The 17915-nt window shown below is 68.8% G+C and carries 16 protein-coding genes; 12 read left to right on the top strand and 4 right to left on the bottom strand.

What is annotated here, in order from left to right; all coding sequences use genetic code 11:
- Nucleotides 1-29: 29 nt before the first annotated feature.
- Nucleotides 30-350: a hypothetical protein gene (locus EV137_RS13385; RefSeq protein ID WP_134128858.1), complete on the bottom strand. Its 321-nt coding sequence runs from the start codon at nucleotides 348-350 to the stop codon at nucleotides 30-32.
- Between the two features lie 6 nt (nucleotides 351-356).
- Here EV137_RS13385 and EV137_RS13380 point away from each other — a divergent pair, with 6 nt between their 5' ends.
- The 5 genes from EV137_RS13380 to EV137_RS13360 all read left to right on the top strand — a co-directional run bounded on the left by EV137_RS13380 (nucleotide 357) and on the right by EV137_RS13360 (nucleotide 8184).
- Complete coding sequence (locus EV137_RS13380; RefSeq protein ID WP_134128856.1) at nucleotides 357-1265, top strand: FAD:protein FMN transferase; 909 nt, start codon at nucleotides 357-359, stop codon at nucleotides 1263-1265.
- Nucleotides 1265-1816, top strand: a complete 552-nt coding sequence (locus EV137_RS13375) for a hypothetical protein (RefSeq protein ID WP_134128854.1) — start codon at nucleotides 1265-1267, stop codon at nucleotides 1814-1816. The genes EV137_RS13380 and EV137_RS13375 overlap by 1 nt, the downstream gene beginning before the upstream one ends.
- Entirely contained in the window at nucleotides 1813-3012 is a 1200-nt protein-coding gene (locus tag EV137_RS13370) for an NADH-ubiquinone oxidoreductase-F iron-sulfur binding region domain-containing protein (RefSeq protein ID WP_134128852.1), read from the top strand. The genes EV137_RS13375 and EV137_RS13370 overlap by 4 nt, the downstream gene beginning before the upstream one ends.
- A complete protein-coding gene (locus EV137_RS13365; protein ID WP_133789839.1) occupies nucleotides 3009-3206 on the top strand; it encodes a ferredoxin in 198 nt (65 codons plus the stop codon). Before EV137_RS13370 ends, EV137_RS13365 begins: the two co-directional genes overlap by 4 nt.
- Before the next feature lie 115 nt (nucleotides 3207-3321).
- Nucleotides 3322-8184: an NAD-glutamate dehydrogenase gene (locus tag EV137_RS13360; protein ID WP_134128850.1), complete on the top strand. Its 4863-nt coding sequence runs from the start codon at nucleotides 3322-3324 to the stop codon at nucleotides 8182-8184.
- 8 nt (nucleotides 8185-8192) lie between these two features.
- Here EV137_RS13360 and EV137_RS13355 read toward each other — a convergent pair whose 3' ends face one another.
- Nucleotides 8193-8930 carry a GntR family transcriptional regulator gene (locus tag EV137_RS13355; protein ID WP_134001545.1) on the bottom strand — a complete coding sequence of 246 codons (738 nt, stop codon included), beginning with the start codon at nucleotides 8928-8930 and terminating at the stop codon, nucleotides 8193-8195.
- Nucleotides 8931-9069: 139 nt separating this feature from the next.
- Here EV137_RS13355 and EV137_RS13350 point away from each other — a divergent pair, with 139 nt between their 5' ends.
- Genes EV137_RS13350 through iolC form a run of 3 tightly spaced genes read left to right on the top strand, consistent with a single transcriptional unit; the run spans nucleotide 9070 to nucleotide 11931 of the window.
- On the top strand, nucleotides 9070-10056 hold the full coding sequence (locus EV137_RS13350) for a Gfo/Idh/MocA family protein (protein ID WP_134001543.1): 987 nt from the start codon (nucleotides 9070-9072) through the stop codon (nucleotides 10054-10056).
- A 14-nt stretch (nucleotides 10057-10070) separates the two neighbouring features.
- The gene (locus EV137_RS13345; RefSeq protein ID WP_202870907.1) at nucleotides 10071-10955 is read left to right on the top strand and encodes a sugar phosphate isomerase/epimerase family protein; all 885 of its coding nucleotides are present in this window, start codon (nucleotides 10071-10073) and stop codon (nucleotides 10953-10955) included.
- A gap of 34 nt (nucleotides 10956-10989) precedes the next feature.
- Nucleotides 10990-11931 carry a 5-dehydro-2-deoxygluconokinase gene (iolC, locus tag EV137_RS13340; protein WP_134128848.1) on the top strand — a complete coding sequence of 314 codons (942 nt, stop codon included), beginning with the start codon at nucleotides 10990-10992 and terminating at the stop codon, nucleotides 11929-11931.
- Between the two features lie 497 nt (nucleotides 11932-12428).
- Here iolC and EV137_RS13335 read toward each other — a convergent pair whose 3' ends face one another.
- Together EV137_RS13335 and EV137_RS13330 are read right to left on the bottom strand one after the other, a co-directional pair.
- The gene (locus EV137_RS13335) at nucleotides 12429-12638 is read right to left on the bottom strand and encodes a hypothetical protein (protein WP_134128846.1); all 210 of its coding nucleotides are present in this window, start codon (nucleotides 12636-12638) and stop codon (nucleotides 12429-12431) included.
- A gap of 252 nt (nucleotides 12639-12890) precedes the next feature.
- Nucleotides 12891-13175 carry a hypothetical protein gene (locus EV137_RS13330; RefSeq protein WP_134128844.1) on the bottom strand — a complete coding sequence of 95 codons (285 nt, stop codon included), beginning with the start codon at nucleotides 13173-13175 and terminating at the stop codon, nucleotides 12891-12893.
- Between the two features lie 75 nt (nucleotides 13176-13250).
- Here EV137_RS13330 and EV137_RS13325 point away from each other — a divergent pair, with 75 nt between their 5' ends.
- From EV137_RS13325 to EV137_RS13310, 4 genes are read left to right on the top strand one after another with little or no spacing between them, the layout of a single operon-like run.
- On the top strand, nucleotides 13251-14129 hold the full coding sequence (locus EV137_RS13325; RefSeq protein WP_134001537.1) for a Cgl0159 family (beta/alpha)8-fold protein: 879 nt from the start codon (nucleotides 13251-13253) through the stop codon (nucleotides 14127-14129).
- Between the two features lie 36 nt (nucleotides 14130-14165).
- Nucleotides 14166-15065, top strand: coding sequence for a 5-deoxy-glucuronate isomerase (gene iolB / locus EV137_RS13320; protein WP_134128842.1), 900 nt, complete (start codon nucleotides 14166-14168; stop codon nucleotides 15063-15065).
- Nucleotides 15062-16975 carry a 3D-(3,5/4)-trihydroxycyclohexane-1,2-dione acylhydrolase (decyclizing) gene (iolD, locus tag EV137_RS13315; protein ID WP_134128840.1) on the top strand — a complete coding sequence of 638 codons (1914 nt, stop codon included), beginning with the start codon at nucleotides 15062-15064 and terminating at the stop codon, nucleotides 16973-16975. Before iolB ends, iolD begins: the two co-directional genes overlap by 4 nt.
- Nucleotides 16975-17868, top strand: a complete 894-nt coding sequence (locus EV137_RS13310) for a TIM barrel protein (protein ID WP_134128838.1) — start codon at nucleotides 16975-16977, stop codon at nucleotides 17866-17868. The genes iolD and EV137_RS13310 overlap by 1 nt, the downstream gene beginning before the upstream one ends.
- The last annotated feature ends 47 nt before the right edge of the window (nucleotides 17869-17915 follow it).

Genomic DNA, 17915 nt, shown 5'->3' with positions numbered 1-17915 from the left:
GAGTGCGGCTGACGGGCCTCGCACGAGGCTTACGGCATGGTCACCACAGACGAATCCCACCCCAACCGCCGGCGCTGGCTGCATCGCGCGTCCGCGGCCGCGATAGCCACTGCCGTCCTCGGCGTCGGCGCGACCGGGATCTCGGTCGCGGTCGTGTCGGCGAAGCACTCCGGCAGCAGCACCGGTACGACGGCGACGTCCAGCAGCTCGGACGACGACAGCAGCTCGGGCAGCAGTTCGGGCAGCAGTTCGGGCAGCGGTTCCGGCTCGAGCTCCGGGTCCGGCGACAGCGGCAGCTCGAGCGGACTCGGGTCCACGAACTCCGGCTCGACCTCGCAGGGCGGGAGCAACGGGTCATGACCGCCTCCCGCACGTGGAACGCGTGGAGTTGCACGGTCCGTTTGACTGTCGACGATCCCGCCGTACTCGGAGCGGCGTGCGGTGAGCTCAAGGCACTGATGGACCGCGTCGACAAGGCCGCGAGCCGGTTCCGCCCGGACTCCGAGCTGTCGATCGTCAACACGAGGGCCGGTGCGCTCGTACCGGTGTCGCGTCTGCTCGTCGACCTGGTCGACGTCAGCCTGGTCGCGGCCCAGATGAGCGGCGGTGCGGTCGACCCGACCGTCGGCCCGGCGGTGATCGCGGCCGGGTACGACACCGACATTGAAGCGGTACGGCGGCGCTTCCCCAAGGCACCCGACGACCCGACGCAGGTCGCCGGCTGGCAGGAGGTGCGCCTCAACCGGAAGCTAGCGCTGCTAGGGGTACCGAAGGACTGCTCGCTCGACCTTGGCGCCACTGCCAAGGCCTGGACCGCGGACCGGGCGGCCAACGTGATCAGCAAGCGCTACGGCTGCGCGGTCCTCGTCGAGATCGGCGGAGACCTGCGCGCAGCGGGTACGCCGACGAAGCCGTGGGTCATCACCGTCGCTGAGCGCGCCGGTGATGATGGTGTCCTCGTGACACTCGCCCACGGCGGACTGACCACGTCGACCCGGACCGTACGGCGCTGGCAGACACCGACCGGCTACGGGCACCACGTCATCGACCCGCGCACCGGCCGTCCCGCGGAGGGTCTGTACCGGACTGCTTCCGTCTGGGCGCCGACCGCCGTACGGGCGAACACCTTCAGCACTGCGCTCATCGCGACTGGCGAGGCAGCTGTCGGGCGGCTGAAGCTCTCGGGGCACCCGGCGCGGCTGGTTGCCGACGACGGTGAGATCACCGAGCTGTGTGGGTGGCCGACTGCGAGCAGGGCCGCCTGATGACCCTGTGGTACCTGGCCCGTGCGGCCGGCGTGGTCACGATGATCATGTTCACGCTGTCCGCCGTACTCGGGATGGTTATGCCCGGCGTACGTCGACCGGAGCGGAGGTTCTGGCTCCAGTACGTGCACCGCTCGGCAGCTGTGACCGGCCTGGTCCTGCTGGCGACACACGTGGTTGCCGTGATCGCCGACAGCTACGTGGATATCAGTCCGACCGTTCTGGTGTGGCCGTTCGGTGCCGGCTACCGGCCGTTCGCCATGGTTGTTGGTGCGCTCGCTCTCTACAGCCTGGTACTGGCGTCTCTCGTCGGAGCAGCCCGTGGTCGGTTGGCCGCGTCCGCAACGTTCACGAGGCACTGGCGCAAGCTGCACATCGCTGGGTCGGTGGGGTGGCTGCTGTCCATTGGCCACGCATTGCTGGCAGGTACCGATCGCAGTACGCCGTGGATGCTCGGCATCACGCTCGGCTGCCTGGCCGCTGTGGCCACTGCCGGGGCGTACCGGCTCAACCCGGCCGCTAAACCCACCCGTTCCTGGAGAACCCAATGATCACAATGGATGACACCAGAGTCATCGGTGAGGCCAGACTGCTGGCTGGACTCGACCAGGACCTCCACCACCATCTGTCGACGTATGGTCCGCTACCCCAGCTGACCCGTGAGGACTACGTGCAGCTCTGCGAAGCCGTAGGACTCAGGGGGCGTGGTGGTGCGGCGTTTCCGGTCGCACTGAAGCTGCAGGACCTCCCAGCTCGCGGTGTGGAGGCCGTGGTGGTCAACGGCTCGGAGAGCGAGCCCGTGAGCCGGAAGGACCGTCTGCTGCTCACCCGATCGCCACACCTCGTTCTGGACGGCGCAGTCGGTCTCGCGCACGCACTGCGCGCGCCGCACGTGCTGATCGGCGTACACGACACGGCCGCGGCCACGTCCCTCCGAGAGGCATTGATGGAGCGGGACGACCACCTGGCGATCGAGGTGCGTGACACCCCGGGTCGGTTCGTCGCAGGTGAGGCCCGTGCACTGCTGAGCGCGCTCGAAGGGCGTGCCGCAGTCCCACCGGGTCGACGCGTGCTCCCGACGCGGTCTGGGGTTCACAGGCGGCCGACGTTCCTGTCGAACGTGGAGACGTTCGCCCAGCTCGCCGTACTCGCGCGGCTCGGGTCCCGCGGGTTCAGCAGCACCGGTCTGATCAGGGAGCCGGGTACGCAGCTGCTGACGATCGACGGGGCGGTCCAACGACCCGGTGTGATCGAGACACCGACCGGTGTCCTGCTGGACACCGTCCTGCAGTACGCCGGCGCAGAACCGGGACCTGTCCTGCTGGGTGGGTACCACGGCCGCTGGCTGCCGCGGACCGACGGCGTGACGCTGCAGCGACCAGAGGTCTCCGCCGGCATCATCCTGGCGCTCGGCTCCGCCACCTGTCCGCTCGGTGAGGTCACCAGGGTCGCTGAGTGGCTGAGGAGTCAGTCGGCCGGCCAGTGCGGCCCCTGCGTCTTCGGCCTCGCGGCGCTCGTCGACGACTTCGCCCGGCTGACCATCGGCGACCGGCAGGGCTGGTACGACGCCCAGCGGCACCTCGGTCTGATTCCGGGCAGGGGCGCCTGCGCGCACCCGGACGGGGCTGCGAGGTTCCTCACATCGGCGCTCGAAGTGTTCGACGACGACGTACGGCGTCACCTGTCCGGTCAGGGCTGCGGCCGGCCGGCTCTCGGAGTTCTGCCCGTCCCTGGAGGTACCCGATGAACAAGGTGGAGATCGACTGGACCAGGTGCGACGGGCACGGCCTTTGCGCAGGTCTGATGCCTGATGACATCGTCCTCGACGAGTGGGGATTCCCCGTCCTCCGCGGCCGCGAAATCACCACCGGTGAGCTCCCGGACGCGCGCCGCGCAATCCTCGCCTGCCCGGCCCTCGCACTACGCCTCACCAGTCGATGACAGGCCCGTCCCAACACCACACCAGTGACAAAGGTGGACTAATCTCTGAGTGACCGCACAACGTGGTGCGGTCCGGCGCGAGCGACGCCGAAGTCACGTGTGGAGACGGTGGGGAATGCAGAGCAAGCTGGACGTCCAGAAGGCGGATGTGCTCGCCAAGGCGGTGGCCGCGGGAACACACGGTCACGACAAGTCGGCCGACCCGGGCAAGCTGAAGACGTTCCTCGAGCAGTACTACCGGCACGTCGCCGCCGAGGACGTCGCCGAGCGCCAGCCGAACGACTGCCTGGGCGCCGCGCGGCACCACTACAAGTCTGCGATGTCCCGCCCGCAGGGGACGGCGAAGGTGCACGTCTTCACGCCGACGATCGAGGACCACGGCTGGTCCGCGAGCGGGCGGACCGTGGTCGAGATCGTCAGCGACGACATGCCGTTCCTGGTGGACAGCGCCTCGATGGCGATCACCGAACGCAACCTCGAGCTCCAGTTGCTGGTCCACCCGACGTTCGTGGTGCGCCGCGATGTCGCCGGCACCTTGCGGGAGGTCCTCGACGACAGCGCGAGCGCGGACGGGCACGACCTGGTCCGCGAGAGCTGGATGCACCTGGAGATCGAGCGGATCGCGGACGTCGCCGAGCACCGCGCACTCGAGCAGGACCTGCAGAAGGTGCTGAACGACGTCCGCGAGGCGGTCGAGGACTGGCCGAAGATGCACGAGAAGGCCGTCACCATCGCCGCCGGCCTGAACGCCGCCGAGTTGCCGGTCTCCGAGAGCGAGGTGGAGGAGGCCCGCGAGCTGCTGGAGTGGCTGGCCGACGAGCACTTCACCTTCCTGGGCTACCGCGAGTACGACTTCACCATGGAGGGCGAGCAGGGCATCCTGCGCGGTCGCGCAGGCACCGGCCTGGGCATCCTCCGGCCGGATCCGAAGCCGGGTTCCGGCAAGCTGCCGCCGGAGGTGAGCGCCAAGGCGCAGGAGCGGAAGCTGCTGATCCTCACCAAGGCGAACTCCCGCTCGACGGTGCACAGATCGACCTTCCTGGACTACGTCGGTATCAAGCAGTTCGACGAGAGCGGTAACCCGGTAAGCGAGTGCCGGTTCATCGGTCTGCTGTCGTCGACGGCGTACACCGAGAGCGTCATGCAGGTGCCGGTGCTGCGCCGCAAGGCGCTGGAGCTGTTCCGTCTGACCGGCTTCGACCCGAACAGCCACAGCGGCAAGGGCCTGCTCGACGTGCTGGAGACCTACCCGCGCGACGAGCTGCTGCAGGCACCTGTGGAGGACCTGCTGCCGATCGTGCAGTCAGTGCTGCACCTGCAGGAGCGGCGTGCGGTCAAGCTTTTCGTACGGCGTGACGTCTACAACCGGTACCTGTCCTGCCTGGTGTACCTGCCACGTGACCGCTACACCACCGCGGTCCGGCTGAAGATGCAACAGATCCTGAAGGACGCGATCGGCGCCGAGACCGTCACGTACGCCGCGTACGTCACCGAGTCCGTGCTGGCCCGCGTGCACTTCGTGGTGCGGATGAAGCAGGGCCGGACGGTCGGCGAGTACGACTCCGAGCTGCTCGAGCAGCAGGTGATCGAGGCGACCAGAGCCTGGCAGGACGACTTCAACGCCGCGCTGCACGCGAAGGGCGGCGACGGCGCGGTCACCAAGCTGTCGCGCCGGTACGCCAACGCGTTCCCGGAGGCGTACAAGGAGGACTTCGACGCGCGCGTCGCGGTCAACGACGTACACGTCCTCGAAGGGCTGTCGTCCGACAACGGGCTGGCCATGTCGCTCTACACCCCGCTCGACGAGGAGTGGGAGGGCGAACGGCGCTTCAAGGTGTACCGCACCGGGTCGTCGCTGTCGCTGTCGCAGGTGCTGCCCCACCTGAGCGCGATGGGCGTGGAGGTCGTCGACGAGCGCCCGTACGAGATCCGCTGCGACGACGGCACGATGGCCTACATCTACGACTTCGGCCTGCGGGCACCGGAGGACACCGAAGAGCGCGAGGAACTGCGCACCCTGTTCTCCGACACGTTCCAGGCGGTCTGGGAGGGTCGGGCCGAGTCGGACAAGCTCAACGCGCTGGTGCTGCGCGGCAGCCTCAGCTGGCGGCAGGTGTCGATTCTGCGCGCGTACCAGCGCTACATCCGCCAGGGCGGTACGCCGTTCAGCCAGGACTACATCGAGAACACCTTCCTGAACCACGTGGACGTCGCGAACCTGCTGGTGCAGCTGTTCGAGACCAGCTTCGACCCCGCGCGCGGACCGGCCGACGACCCGGACCGGACCATGCGCACGGACCAGCTGGAGAAGGAGATCCTGGCCGCGCTGGACACGGTGCAGAGCCTGGACGAGGACCGCATCCTGCGCTCGTACCTGACCGTCATGAAGGCGACGCTGCGGACGAACTACTTCCAGCCGGGCGCCGACGGGAAGCCGCGGTCGTACATCTCGCTGAAGCTGGAGCCGAAGGCGATCCCGGACCTGCCGCAGCCGCGGCCGAAGTACGAGATCTTCGTGTACTCGCCGCGGGTCGAAGGTGTGCACCTGCGGTTCGGCGCGGTCGCGCGCGGCGGTCTGCGCTGGTCGGACCGGCGGGAGGACTTCCGCACCGAGGTGCTCGGCCTGGTGAAGGCGCAGATGGTGAAGAACTCGGTGATCGTGCCGGTCGGCGCGAAGGGCGGGTTCTACGCCAAGCAGCTGCCCGACCCGGCCGCGGATCGGGACGCCTGGCTGGCCGAAGGCATCGCGTCGTACAAGACCTTCATCTCCGGGCTGCTCGACATCACCGACAACATCGTTGCCGGGGACATCGTTCCGCCGCGCGACGTGGTCCGGTACGACGGTGACGACGCGTACCTGGTCGTTGCCGCGGACAAGGGTACGGCGACGTTCTCGGACATCGCGAACGGTGTCGCCAAGGAGTACGGGTTCTGGCTCGGCGACGCGTTCGCGTCCGGCGGCTCGGTCGGGTACGACCACAAGGCGATGGGCATCACCGCCCGCGGTGCGTGGGAGTCGGTCAAGCGGCACTTCCGCGAGATGGGGCACGACTGCCAGAGCGAGGACTTCACGGTCGTCGGCGTCGGCGACATGTCCGGTGACGTGTTCGGCAACGGGATGCTGCTGTCCGAGCACATCCGGCTGGTCGCCGCGTTCGACCACCGGCACATCTTCCTCGACCCGACGCCCGACGCGGCCTCGTCGTTCGCGGAACGGCGGCGGCTGTTCGAGCTGCCGCGGTCGTCGTGGGCGGACTACGACAGGTCCCTGATCTCCGCCGGCGGCGGCGTGTTCCCGCGGACCGACAAGGCGATCCCGATCTCCGCCGAGGTCCGCGAGGCCCTCGGTCTCGAAGGCAGTCCGGCGACGCTGACGCCGGGCGAGCTGATGAACGCGATCCTGAAGGCGCCGGTCGACCTGTTCTGGAACGGCGGCATCGGCACCTACGTGAAATCGTCCGCCGAGTCGAACGCGGACGTCGGCGACAAGGCGAACGACACGATCCGGATCAACGGGTCCGAGCTGCGCGCCCGCGCGGTCGGCGAGGGCGGCAACCTCGGCTTCACCCAGCTCGGCCGGATCGAGTACGCCGCGGCCGGCGGCCGGATCAACACCGACTTCATCGACAACGTGGCCGGTGTGGACACCTCCGACCACGAGGTGAACATCAAGATCCTGCTGGACACGGTGGTCGCGGACGGTGACCTGACCGAGAAGCAGCGCAACGACATCATCGCGTCGATGACCGACGAGGTCGGGGCGCTGGTGCTGAAGAGCAACTACCGGCAGAACATCGCGCTGGCGAACGCGGCCGCGCAGGCGCCGGCGCTGATGCACGTCCACCAGGACTGGGTCCGGCGGCTCGAGAAGGAAGGGCTGCTGGACCGGCAGCTGGAGTTCCTGCCGAGCATCACCGAGTTCAAGAAGCGCAAGGCCGAGGGGCGTGGGCTGACGTCGCCCGAGCTGTCGGTGCTGATCGCGTACACCAAGATCGTCCTCGACGCCGAGCTGCTGAAGACGTCGCTGCCGGACGACCCGTACCTGGCGCACAAGCTCGCCAGCTACTTCCCGAAGGCGATCCAGGAGCGGTTCACCGACCAGATCCAGAGTCACCAGCTGCGCCGCGAGATCATCACGACACAGGTGGTCAACGAGTTCATCAACACGTCGGGCATCACGGCGTACCACCGGCTCTCGCTGGAGACCGGCGGGACGGTCGAGGACGTGGTCCGGGCGAACCTGGCCGCGTCGCGGATCTTCGCGCAGCCCGAACTGCTGTCGAGCAACGCCGAGCTCGACAACGTGGTCGACGCCGAGACGCAGACGCACATGCGGCTCGAAACGCGGACGCTGGTCGAGCGCGCGACGCGCTGGCTCGTCAGCACCCGGCGGCCTCCGGTCGACATCGAGGAGCTCATCGAGTTCTTCGGACCGGGGATCGCGAAGCTGACGGCGGCGTTGCCCGACGTACTGCGCGGTCGCGAGCTGGCGCTGTTCGAGCAGCGCCGGGAAGCGCTGGTGCGGAAGGGAGTCTCGGAGGACTTCGCGACCCGGATCGCGGTGCTGCCGCCGGCGTACGGCGGGCTCGGGATCGTGGAGACCGCGTCGCGCGAGGACATCGACATCTTCGAGGTCGCCAAGGTCCACTTCGCCCTCGGCGAGCGGCTGCAGCTGGGCCGCTTCCTGGAGCGGATCATCGGCCTGCCGCGCACCGACCGCTGGCAGACCATGGCCCGCGCCGCCCTGCGCGACGACCTGCACGCCGTGCACGCCCGCCTCACCCGTCAGGTCCTCGCCACCACCGATCCGGCGGCCGACCCCGAGGAGCGCGTCGCCACCTGGCAGGACCAGAACGCGACGGCGCTGGCCCGAGCCGCCACCATGCTGGAGGAGATCGTCGAAACCGAAGGCCCTGAACTGGCCCACCTGTCTGTAGGCCTCCGCCTGGTCCGGACGTTGATCGCCAACCAGGCCTAGTCCGCGTCTCAGCGTTCGGAGACGACTACATCGACGGAGTACTGGTCGGCGCGGTAGCAGTGATTTCCGTACTCGACGGGGGAGCCGTCGGCGGCGTAGGCGGAGCGGGTCATGGTGATGAGCGGCTCCGCCTTCGACATGTGCAAGGTACGGCGTTCCTCGGCGGTCGCGTTGCGGGCGCCGATCCGCTGCCGCGCGACCGTCGGCCGGATACCGCGGGCCCGCAGGACGGCGTACAGCCCGTCGGTCGTGAGCTCGTCCAGGGTCAGGTCGTTGAGGGCCGGCGGCAGCCAGTTGCGCATGATCGCGAGCGGCAGGTCGTCGGCGTACCGGAGCCGGACGATCCCGACCAGTGGAGTGCCGGGCGGGACCTCGAGTACGGCGGCGGCGCGGTCGTCCTGCGCCGCGCAGTCCAGCGCGAGCACCTCGGTCCGCGGCGTCCGGCCCTCGCGGGCGAGGTCGTCGTACAGGCTGGTCAGCTCGGCCTTGCGGTGCACCATCTGGTTCGCGACCGTGGTGCCGATGCCGCGGCGGCGGACCAGCAGGCCCTGGTTGACCAGTTCGGAGATCGCCCGCCGGACCGTCGGGCGGGACAGGTTCAGCCGGTCGGACATGCCGATCTCGTTCTCGAACGGGTCGCCCGGACGCAGCCGGCCGTCCGTGATGGCGGCAGTGAGTTGCTCGGCCAGCTGGTGGTACAGCGGCACCGGGCTGCTCCGATCGAGCTGGATCGGCAACGCATTCATAGGCGGATGCTACCTGGTCATGTGCGTACGTGAGAATGTGTTAACAAAGTATTGACACCCCTGGCACCGGCCCGGAAAGCTGACGGCAACCAGCGCGCCACAGGGGTTGTGGCGCGCCGTTCACGAGAGGGGCGCGCGGATGCGGATCGGGTTGGTCGGGGTCGGGCGGATCGGGGCGTTCCACGCCGCGACGCTGAAGGAGTTGCCGGCGGTGGATCAGGTGGTCGTCGCCGACGCGGACCCCGCCCGGGCCCAGGCGGTCGCGAAGGAGCTGGGCGTCTCGTCGGTCCCCGACGTACCGGCACTGCTCGCGTCCGGCCTGGACGGTTTCGTCATCGCGGCGGCGACATCCGCGCACGCCTCGTTGATCGAGGCAGGGATCGCGGCCGGCGTACCGACGTTCTGTGAGAAGCCGGTCGCGCTCGACCTGGCCGAGACCGAGCGGGTACTGGCGTTGGTGGAGGCGGCGAGCGTCCCGGTACACATCGGTTTCCAGCGCCGGTTCGACGCCGGGTACCAGGCGGCGCGGGCGGCCGTGGAGTCGGGCGAGCTCGGGTTCGTGCACCACATCCGGGCGAACACGAACGACGCTTTCCCGCCGCACCGCGAGTACATCCCGCAGAGCGGCGGCTTCTTCCGCGACTGCACCGTGCACGACTTCGACATCATCCGCTACGTCACCGGTCGCGAGGTCGTCAGCGTCTACGCCACGGGCGCGAACCGCGGCGAGACGTTCTTCGCCGAGTCCGGCGACGTGGATTCGGCCGCCGCGTTGCTGACGTTGGACGACAGCACCTTCGTCGCAGTCAGCGGGACGCGGTACAACGGCGCCGGGCACGACGTACGGATGGAATTGCACGGCAGCCTCGGCTCCATCGCGGTCGGCCTCGACTCGCACACCGCGCTGCGATCTGCCGAGCCGGGCGTCAGCTTCCCGGAGGGCCCGCCGCACATGACGTTCATGGACCGCTTCCAGCCCGCGTACGTCGCTGAACTGACCGCTTTCACCGAGGTCGTCGCTGGGACCCGCGAGGTGCCGTGCACGGTCCGGGACGCGCTCGCGGCGTTCCGGATCGCCGACGCCTGCGAACTGTCCCGCCACGAGAACCGCATCGTCACGCTCTGAGGAGAGCCGCTCATATGACAGAGATTGCTACCCGTATCGCCGGTGCTCCCATCTCGTGGGGCGTGTGCGAGGTGCCGGGCTGGGGCTGGCAGTACGACGCCGCGACGGTGCTCGCCGAGATGCGCGCGGTCGGGCTCGCGGCGACCGAGTTCGGCCCGGACGGGTTCCTGCCCGACGACCCGGCGGACAAGGCCAAAACCCTGGCAGACGTAGGACTTCGGGCCGTCGGCGGATTCGTACCGGTCGTCCTGCACGACCCGTCGCACGATCCCGCGCCGGAGGTTGCCGCCGCACTCGAGGGCTTCGTCGCGGCCGGCGCCGGGACCCTCGTCCTCGCCGCAGCCACCGGCCAGGACGGGTACGACGACCGCCCGGCGCTGGACTCCGCTGGTTGGAGCACCTTGCTCGCCAACCTGGACAAGCTGTCCGAGCTGGCGGCCTCCCGGGGCGTGCTGGCGACCGTCCATCCGCATGTCGGCACGATGGTCGAGAACGCTGCCGACGTCTCGCAGGTACTCGACGGGTCGTCGATCGGCCTCACGCTCGACACCGGTCACCTGCTGATCGGCGGGGTCGACCCCGTGGCGCTGGCGGTCGAGCACACGGCTCGGATCCGCCACACCCACCTGAAGGACGTCGACGCCGCGTGGGCCGCGCGGGTCCAGTCCGGCGAGGTCGGGTACACCGACGCCGTACGCTCCGGGATGTACCGCCCGTTGGGTGCCGGCGACATCGACATCACCACGATCGTCAGCACGCTCGAGAAGTCCGGGTACGACGGGTGGTACGTCCTCGAACAGGACACGATCCTGCGCGCGCGCCCGGTGGACGACGGGCCCGTGGCCGACGTACGGGCGAGCATCGCGCACCTGCAGTCGATCGCGGCGGGGCTCGAATGACCGCCCCCGGGACCCGTGGGAATGGGATGGTCTGATGGTGGACGACGTACTGACGATCGGGCGCATCGGGGTCGACCTGTACCCGCTGCAGACCGGGACGCATCTGGAAGATGTCACCTCGTTCGGCAAGTTCCTCGGTGGGAGCGCGACGAACGTGGCGGTGGCGGCGGCGCGGCACGGGCGCAAGTCGGCGGTGATCAGCCGGACGGGGAACGACCCGTTCGGTGTGTTCATCCACCGCACGCTCGGCGAACTCGGGGTCGACGACCGCTTCGTCTCCGGAGTCGACGGCCTGCCGACGCCGATCACGTTCTGCGAGATCTTCCCGCCGGACAGCTTCCCGCTGTACTTCTACCGCTTCCCGACGGCGCCCGACCTGGTCATCAACCCGTCGGAGCTCGACCTGGACGCGATCCGCGACGCGCGCATCTACTGGTCCACGGTGACCGGGCTGTCCGCCGAACCGTCGCGGTCCGCGCACTTCGCCGCCTGGGAAGCCCGCGGGCGGCGTCCGATCACGGTGCTCGACCTGGACTACCGGCCGATGTTCTGGGCCGACCCGAGCGAGGCGCACTCGCAGGTGTCGCGCGCGCTCGAGTACTGCACGGTTGCTGTCGGCAACCGTGAGGAGTGCGAGGTGGCCGTCGGCGAGACCGATCCTGACAAGGCCGCGCAGGCCCTCCTCGACCGCGGCCTCGACCTGGCTGTGGTCAAGCAGGGCCCCCGCGGCACGCTCGCCCGGACCCGGGACGAACGCGTCGAGGTCCCGCCGTACCCGGTCGAGGTGGTCAACGGCCTCGGCGCCGGCGACGGCTTCGGTGGAGCGCTCTGCCACGGGCTCCTGGCCGGCTGGCCGCTGGAGAAGATCATCCGGTTCGCCAACACCGCCGGCGCGATCGTCGCCTCCCGCCTCGAATGCTCCACCGCGATGCCCACGACCGAAGAAGTCCTCTCCCACCTGGGAGCCGAAGCATGACCCCCCACGACGAAGACCAGTACTCCGAAAACGCCCGCCCCATCCCCATCCACCGCCCCCACGAAGACCCGGACCCCACCACCCTGACCCCAGGCCCCAACGACCCAACAGTCATCGCCCGTCGGCCCGATGACCGCGCGGTCCGCGACGCGCGCCAGGACGCCGCCGCAGACCAGGCCGACTGGTCCAACGACCCCACCGTCCTCACACCTGGCGCCAACGAACCAACAGTCACCGCCAACCGCCCTACCCCGCCCCAACCGCGCGTTCCGGCGGAACCCGTCGCGGGTGCGCGACCGTACGTCGATCCGGACGCTCCGACCGCAGGTCTGAACGATCCGACGGTTGTCGTACGTCGCCCCGACGCACCCGGCGCCGACGACCTGACGGTGCTGATGGACGCCTCGCACGAGACGACTCCCGCAACCCCCGACGGCCAGACAACCGTCATCGGAAACCTGAACCTCGCCCCCGACCACCCCACACCCCAACAGGCATCACCCGTCGAGCAGGCACTCGTTGAGCAGGCACTCGTTGAGCAGGCACCCGTTGAGCAGGCACCCGTTGAGCAGGCGCCCGTTGAGCAGGCGCCGGTTGGGCAGGCAGCGGTTGAGCAGGCACCAGGTGGGCAGGCAGCGGTTGGGCAGGCACCAGGTGGGCAGGCACCAGGTGGGCAGGCGCCGGTTGGGCAGGCGCCGGGTGGGCAAGCAGTGAGTGGGCCGGCTTGGCGTGAGCAGCGGCTGGGCAGCGTGGAGGCTTCACCGGGGCACCAGGTGAGCGGTCAAACGGTCCGTGGAGAGCAACGAGCGACTTTGCCCGCACCTCCGGCGGACCGGCAGACCAACGGGCCCGCGGACGCAGACAGAGAATCGCTCCTCGCCGAGGCCGAATCCTCCGGCACGCCGACCTCAACCGAGCAGGCACCCACTGCCGCAGCTCAACTACCCGCAACCCCACCGTCAGCCAGCCCGAACGTCCCACTGCCGGACCAGTCTGCCGACGAGCCGACCGTTGCGTTTGAACCCGGTGTATCCGAGCCGGCCTATGAAGCGAGCGCTCCAGGTCGGGAGCAAGCCACCGGCCAGCTGCGCGAAGACCAGCCAAGCGTCCCGGAAGCCCTGACCGATCCAACCGAGCGGGCTGATGCTTCCGGCACTGCCGACCTGGCGCGCGGTGGTGAGGACGCGGAGGAAGTTGCCGGGCAGGTTGGTGTGGTTGACCGGGAAGCTTCGGTTGAGGATCAAACCACCGGCGCGGGCTCCCCGGTAGTGGAGCGGGGAGCCGAGCAGGTGGGGTTGGTTCGGGGAGTTGCTGAGCGGTTGAGGGAGTTGACGGAGGTTCGGGTTCGGCACCCGGAGCGGGTGGCTGAGGGATGGTTGCAGCGGCGTACTCGGGCGTTGGTGGGGGATGACGGACGGCTGTTGATCGTGGCTGCTGACCATCCGGCGCGTGGTGCGTTGGGGGTGCGGGGCGATCGGATGGCGATGGGCAGCCGCGCTGATCTCATCGCCCGGTTGCTGATCGCGTTGCAGCGGCCAGGTGTGGACGGAGTACTGGCCACTCCGGACGTGCTGGAAGACCTCCTGCTGCTCGGTGCCTTGGAAGGCAAGGTCGTCATCGGATCGATGAACCGGGGCGGCTTGCAGGGCGCGGCGTTCGAGTTGGACGACCGGTTCACGGCGTACCGGACTGCTGACGAGATCGCCGCGCGGCGGCTCGACGGCGGCAAGATGCTGACGCGGATCGACCTCGGCGATCCGGGGACGGTGGCGACGTTGGAGAGCAGCGCCGCGGCGGTGACCGGGTTGGCCGAGCACAAGCTGATGGCGATGGTCGAGCCGTTCTGGTCGACGCGCGGCGAGGACGGGCGGGTCGCGAACCTGCTCGATCCCGACTCGGTCATCAAGTCGATCCAGATCGCGTCCGGTCTCGGCGCGACGAGTGCGTACACGTGGCTCAAGCTGCCGGTCGTGGACGAGCTCGATCGGGTGATGGAGGCAACGACCCTGCCGACGCTGTTGCTCGGCGGCGATCCGACCGCGGAGCCGCAGGCGACCTACGCCTCGTGGGGCAAGGCGCTGGAGCTGCCCTCGGTCCGCGGACTCGTGGTCGGGCGGGCGCTGCTGTTCCCACCGGACGGCGACGTGGCAGCGGCTGTCGACCACGCCGCCGCCCTCGTCCACGGCGACACCGTATGACCCGGACCGCTGAGGTTCTGAGGAAGGACAGTTGGAATGACTGAATGGGTTCGGCCGGCCGGGACCGCCGCGAGCGATGGGTTCGAGCTCGTGGTCCGGCCGGGCGAGGCGGAGTGGCATCACAGTGGCTTGCTGGTTCGGACCCTGCTTCCTGGGCAGTCGGTGGAGATCGACACCGGGGACTGTGAGTACATCGTCCTTCCGTTGAGTGGGTCGGCCGAGGTGATCGTCGACGGCGAAGCCGTCCCGCTCGGCGGACGGGCGGATGTGTTCGCGGGCCCGACGGATCTCGCGTACGTGCCCCGGAACTCGACGTTCGCGGTGGTCAGCGCAGGTGGCGCGCGGATCGCGTTCCCGCACGCCAAGGCCGCGACGGACCATCCGTTCCGGCGGATCGGCCCCGACGAGGTCGAGACTGAGCTCCGGGGCGCCGGTGTCGCATCCCGCCAGGTCCGCAACTTCGGTACGCCGGGAGTTCTCGAGGCGGACTCGATCATCGCCTGCGAGGTGATCACGCCGGCCGGCAACTGGTCGTCGTACCCACCGCACAAGCATGACGAGCACAAGCCGGGGAAGGAGAGCGAGCTCGAGGAGATCTACTACTTCGAGCTGCAGCTGTCGGACGACGTCCCGGAAGGTGTCAAGGGCAATGATCCGATCGGCTACCAACGGGTCTACGGAACCGATGAACGTCCGATCGACGTACTGGCGGAGGTCCGCAGCGGTGACGTGGTGCTCGTCCCGCACGGCTGGCACGGCCCGGCGATGGCCCCGCCCGGCTACGACATGTACTACCTCAATGTGATGGCCGGACCCGGCACCGAGCGTCAGTGGCTGATCACCGACGATCCGCAGCACGCCTGGGTCCGCGACCTGTGGAACTCCCAGCATCTTGATCCGCGCCTACCTTTCGGACGAACAGGAGATGAGTCATGACGGTGCGTCTCACGGTCGCGCAGGCCCTGGTGCGATTCCTGAGCGTCCAGTACTCGGAGCGTGACGGCCGTCGGCAGCGGTTGATCGCCGGGTCACTGGGCATCTTCGGCCACGGCAACGTGGCCGGGGTCGGCCAGGCGTTGCTGCAGTCCGAGCTCGAGGACCCGAAGGCGTTGCCGTACATCCTGGCCCGCAACGAGCAGGCGATGGTGCACACCGCCGTCGCCTTCGCGCGGACCCGTGACCGACTCCAGACCTATGCCTGCACGGCAAGCATCGGCCCGGGCTCGACCAACATGGTGACCGGTGCGGCCCTCGCGACGATCAACCGGCTACCGGTGCTGATCCTCCCTTCGGATGTGTTCGCGACCCGGGTGGCGACACCCGTGCTGCAGGAGCTGGAGAGCTTCGGCGCCGGTGACGTGTCGGTCAACGACGCGTTCCGCCCGGTGTCGAAGTACTTCGACCGCATCTGGCGGCCCGAACAGTTGCCCTCGGCACTGATGAACGCGATGCGGGTGCTGACCGATCCGGTCGAGACTGGCGCGGTGACGCTGGCCTTGCCGCAGGACGTCCAGGCCGAGGCGTACGACTGGCCGGAAGAGCTCTTCGTCGAGCGCACCTGGTACGTTGCACGCCCCTTGCCGGAGGCATCAATTGTCGACAAGGCGGCAGATCTCCTACGGTCCGCGCAGCGACCGCTGATCGTCGCCGGCGGCGGTGTGCACTATTCGGGAGCAGAGGAAGCGCTGCGCGAGTTTGCCGAACGTACCGGCATCCCGGTGTCGGAAACCCAAGCAGGTAAGGGCTCTCTGGCCTACGATCACCCGCAGGCGGTCGGCGCGGTGGGGTCGACCGGGACCACGGCAGCCAACGCGCTGGCTCGTGACGCGGACCTGGTGATCGGGATCGGCACCCGCTACAGCGACTTCACGACGGCGTCGCGGACAGCCTTCCAGAATCCGCGGGTCCGGTTCCTGAACATCAACGTGGCGCGATTCGACAGTGGTAAGCATGCCGGCCTCCCGGTGGTGGCCGATGCGCGGGAAGCCCTTGTTTCGTTGGGATCTGCGCTCGGCGAGTGGTCCGTGGACGACCAGTACACAGCCGAGGCACAGGAACTCACAAGGAACTGGAACGGAACTGTAGACGCAGTTTTCCGGCCCTCCGCTGAGGTGACCGCGAAACTGGCCGAAGGACTGCTCACCCAGGGCGAGGTGATCGGCGCCGTCAACGAATTGTCGGCGGCGTCTGATGTGGTTGTCTGCGCGGCCGGCTCGATGCCGGGTGACCTCCACAAACTGTGGCGGCCGCGCGATCCGAAGGGATACCACGTCGAATATGGCTTCTCCTGCATGGGATACGAGATCGCCGGCGGGCTCGGTGTGCGGCTCGGCGCACCGGATCGCGACGTGTTCGTCTTGGTCGGCGACGGGTCGTACCTGATGATGTCCAGCGAGCTGGCCACCGCAGTCCAGGAGAACATCAAAATCATCGTGGTCCTGGTGCAGAACCACGGCTTCGCGTCGATCGGCGCGCTCTCGGAGTCGCTCGGTTCCCAGCGCTTCGGGACGGCGTACCGCAAGCGCACCGGCGACGGCCGGCTCGACGGCGACTACCTGCCGGTCGACCTCGCGGCGAATGTGCGCAGCTTCGGTGTCGACGTGATCGACGTGCACAGCCGGCCCGAGCTGGAGAAGGCGATCCAGACCGCGAAGGCAGCCACCGGACCGATCGCGATCCAGGTCACGACCGACCCGTTGGTCGGCGGTCCGGACAGCGACTCCTGGTGGGACGTTCCGGTCAGCGAGGTGTCGGAGCTGCAGTCCACACAGGCCGCGGCCGCGACGTACGAGGAGAGCAAGAAGGCCCAGCGTCCGTACCTGACTCCGGCCGAAGGGGATCGCTGATGGGCAGAGTCGACATCGGTACGGCGCCTGACTCGTGGGGAGTCTGGTTCGCCGACGACCCGCGGCAGACGCCGTGGACGCAGTTCCTCGACGAGGTGGCCGAGGCCGGGTACACGCGGATCGAGCTCGGTCCGTACGGGTACCTCCCGACCGACCCGGTCAGGTTGAAGGACGAGCTCGACCAGCGTGGTCTGACGATGACCGCCGGTACGACGTTCGAGCAGTTGCATCGCCCCGACGGGTGGGAGGCGACGTGGCGCGATGTCGCCAAGACAGCCGAGTTGACGGCCGCGATGGGCGCGAAGCACCTCGTCGTGATGCCGTCGATGTGGCGTGGTGACAACGGCAAGATCGTCGAGGAGCGGCTGGACCACGAGGGGCAGGCCAGACACGGGCTGGCGGTGACCGAGCTGGGTCGCCGCCTGGCGGAGGAGTTCGGGCTGCTGACGCAGTACCACCCGCACGCGGACGGACATGTCGACACGCAGGACACCGTCGAGCGCTTCCTCGAGGAGACCGACAGCGACTTCGTGAACCTGTGCCTCGACACCGGCCACATCAGCTACTGCGGCGGCGACAACCTCGAGCTGATCCGGAAGTACCCGGACCGGATCGGCTACGTCCACCTGAAGCAGGTCGATCCGAAGATCCTGGCGGAGGTCGAGGCCGAGGGCCTGAGCATGGACGAGGCGGTACGGCGGGGCGTGATGTGCGAGCCGCCCAACGGCGTACCCGAGCTGCCGCCGGTCCTCGATGCGCTGGCCGCGCTCGACGCCGACGTGTTCGCGATCGTCGAGCAGGACATGTACCCGTGTGCGCCCGACGTACCGCTGCCGATCGCGGCGCGGACGTTGGCGTATCTCACTGCGTCTGGGGGTGCTTCATCGAGATGACGGCCACGGGAGTGTGACACTCTCGGGTCCCACGCAAGTCCGCGGAG

The sequence above is a fragment of the Kribbella pratensis genome (genome assembly GCF_004366075.1).
Lineage (GTDB): Bacteria > Actinomycetota > Actinomycetes > Propionibacteriales > Kribbellaceae > Kribbella > Kribbella pratensis.
Note: the sequence above shows the minus strand (reverse complement) of the source record. Positions and strands in the feature narration are given on the sequence as shown.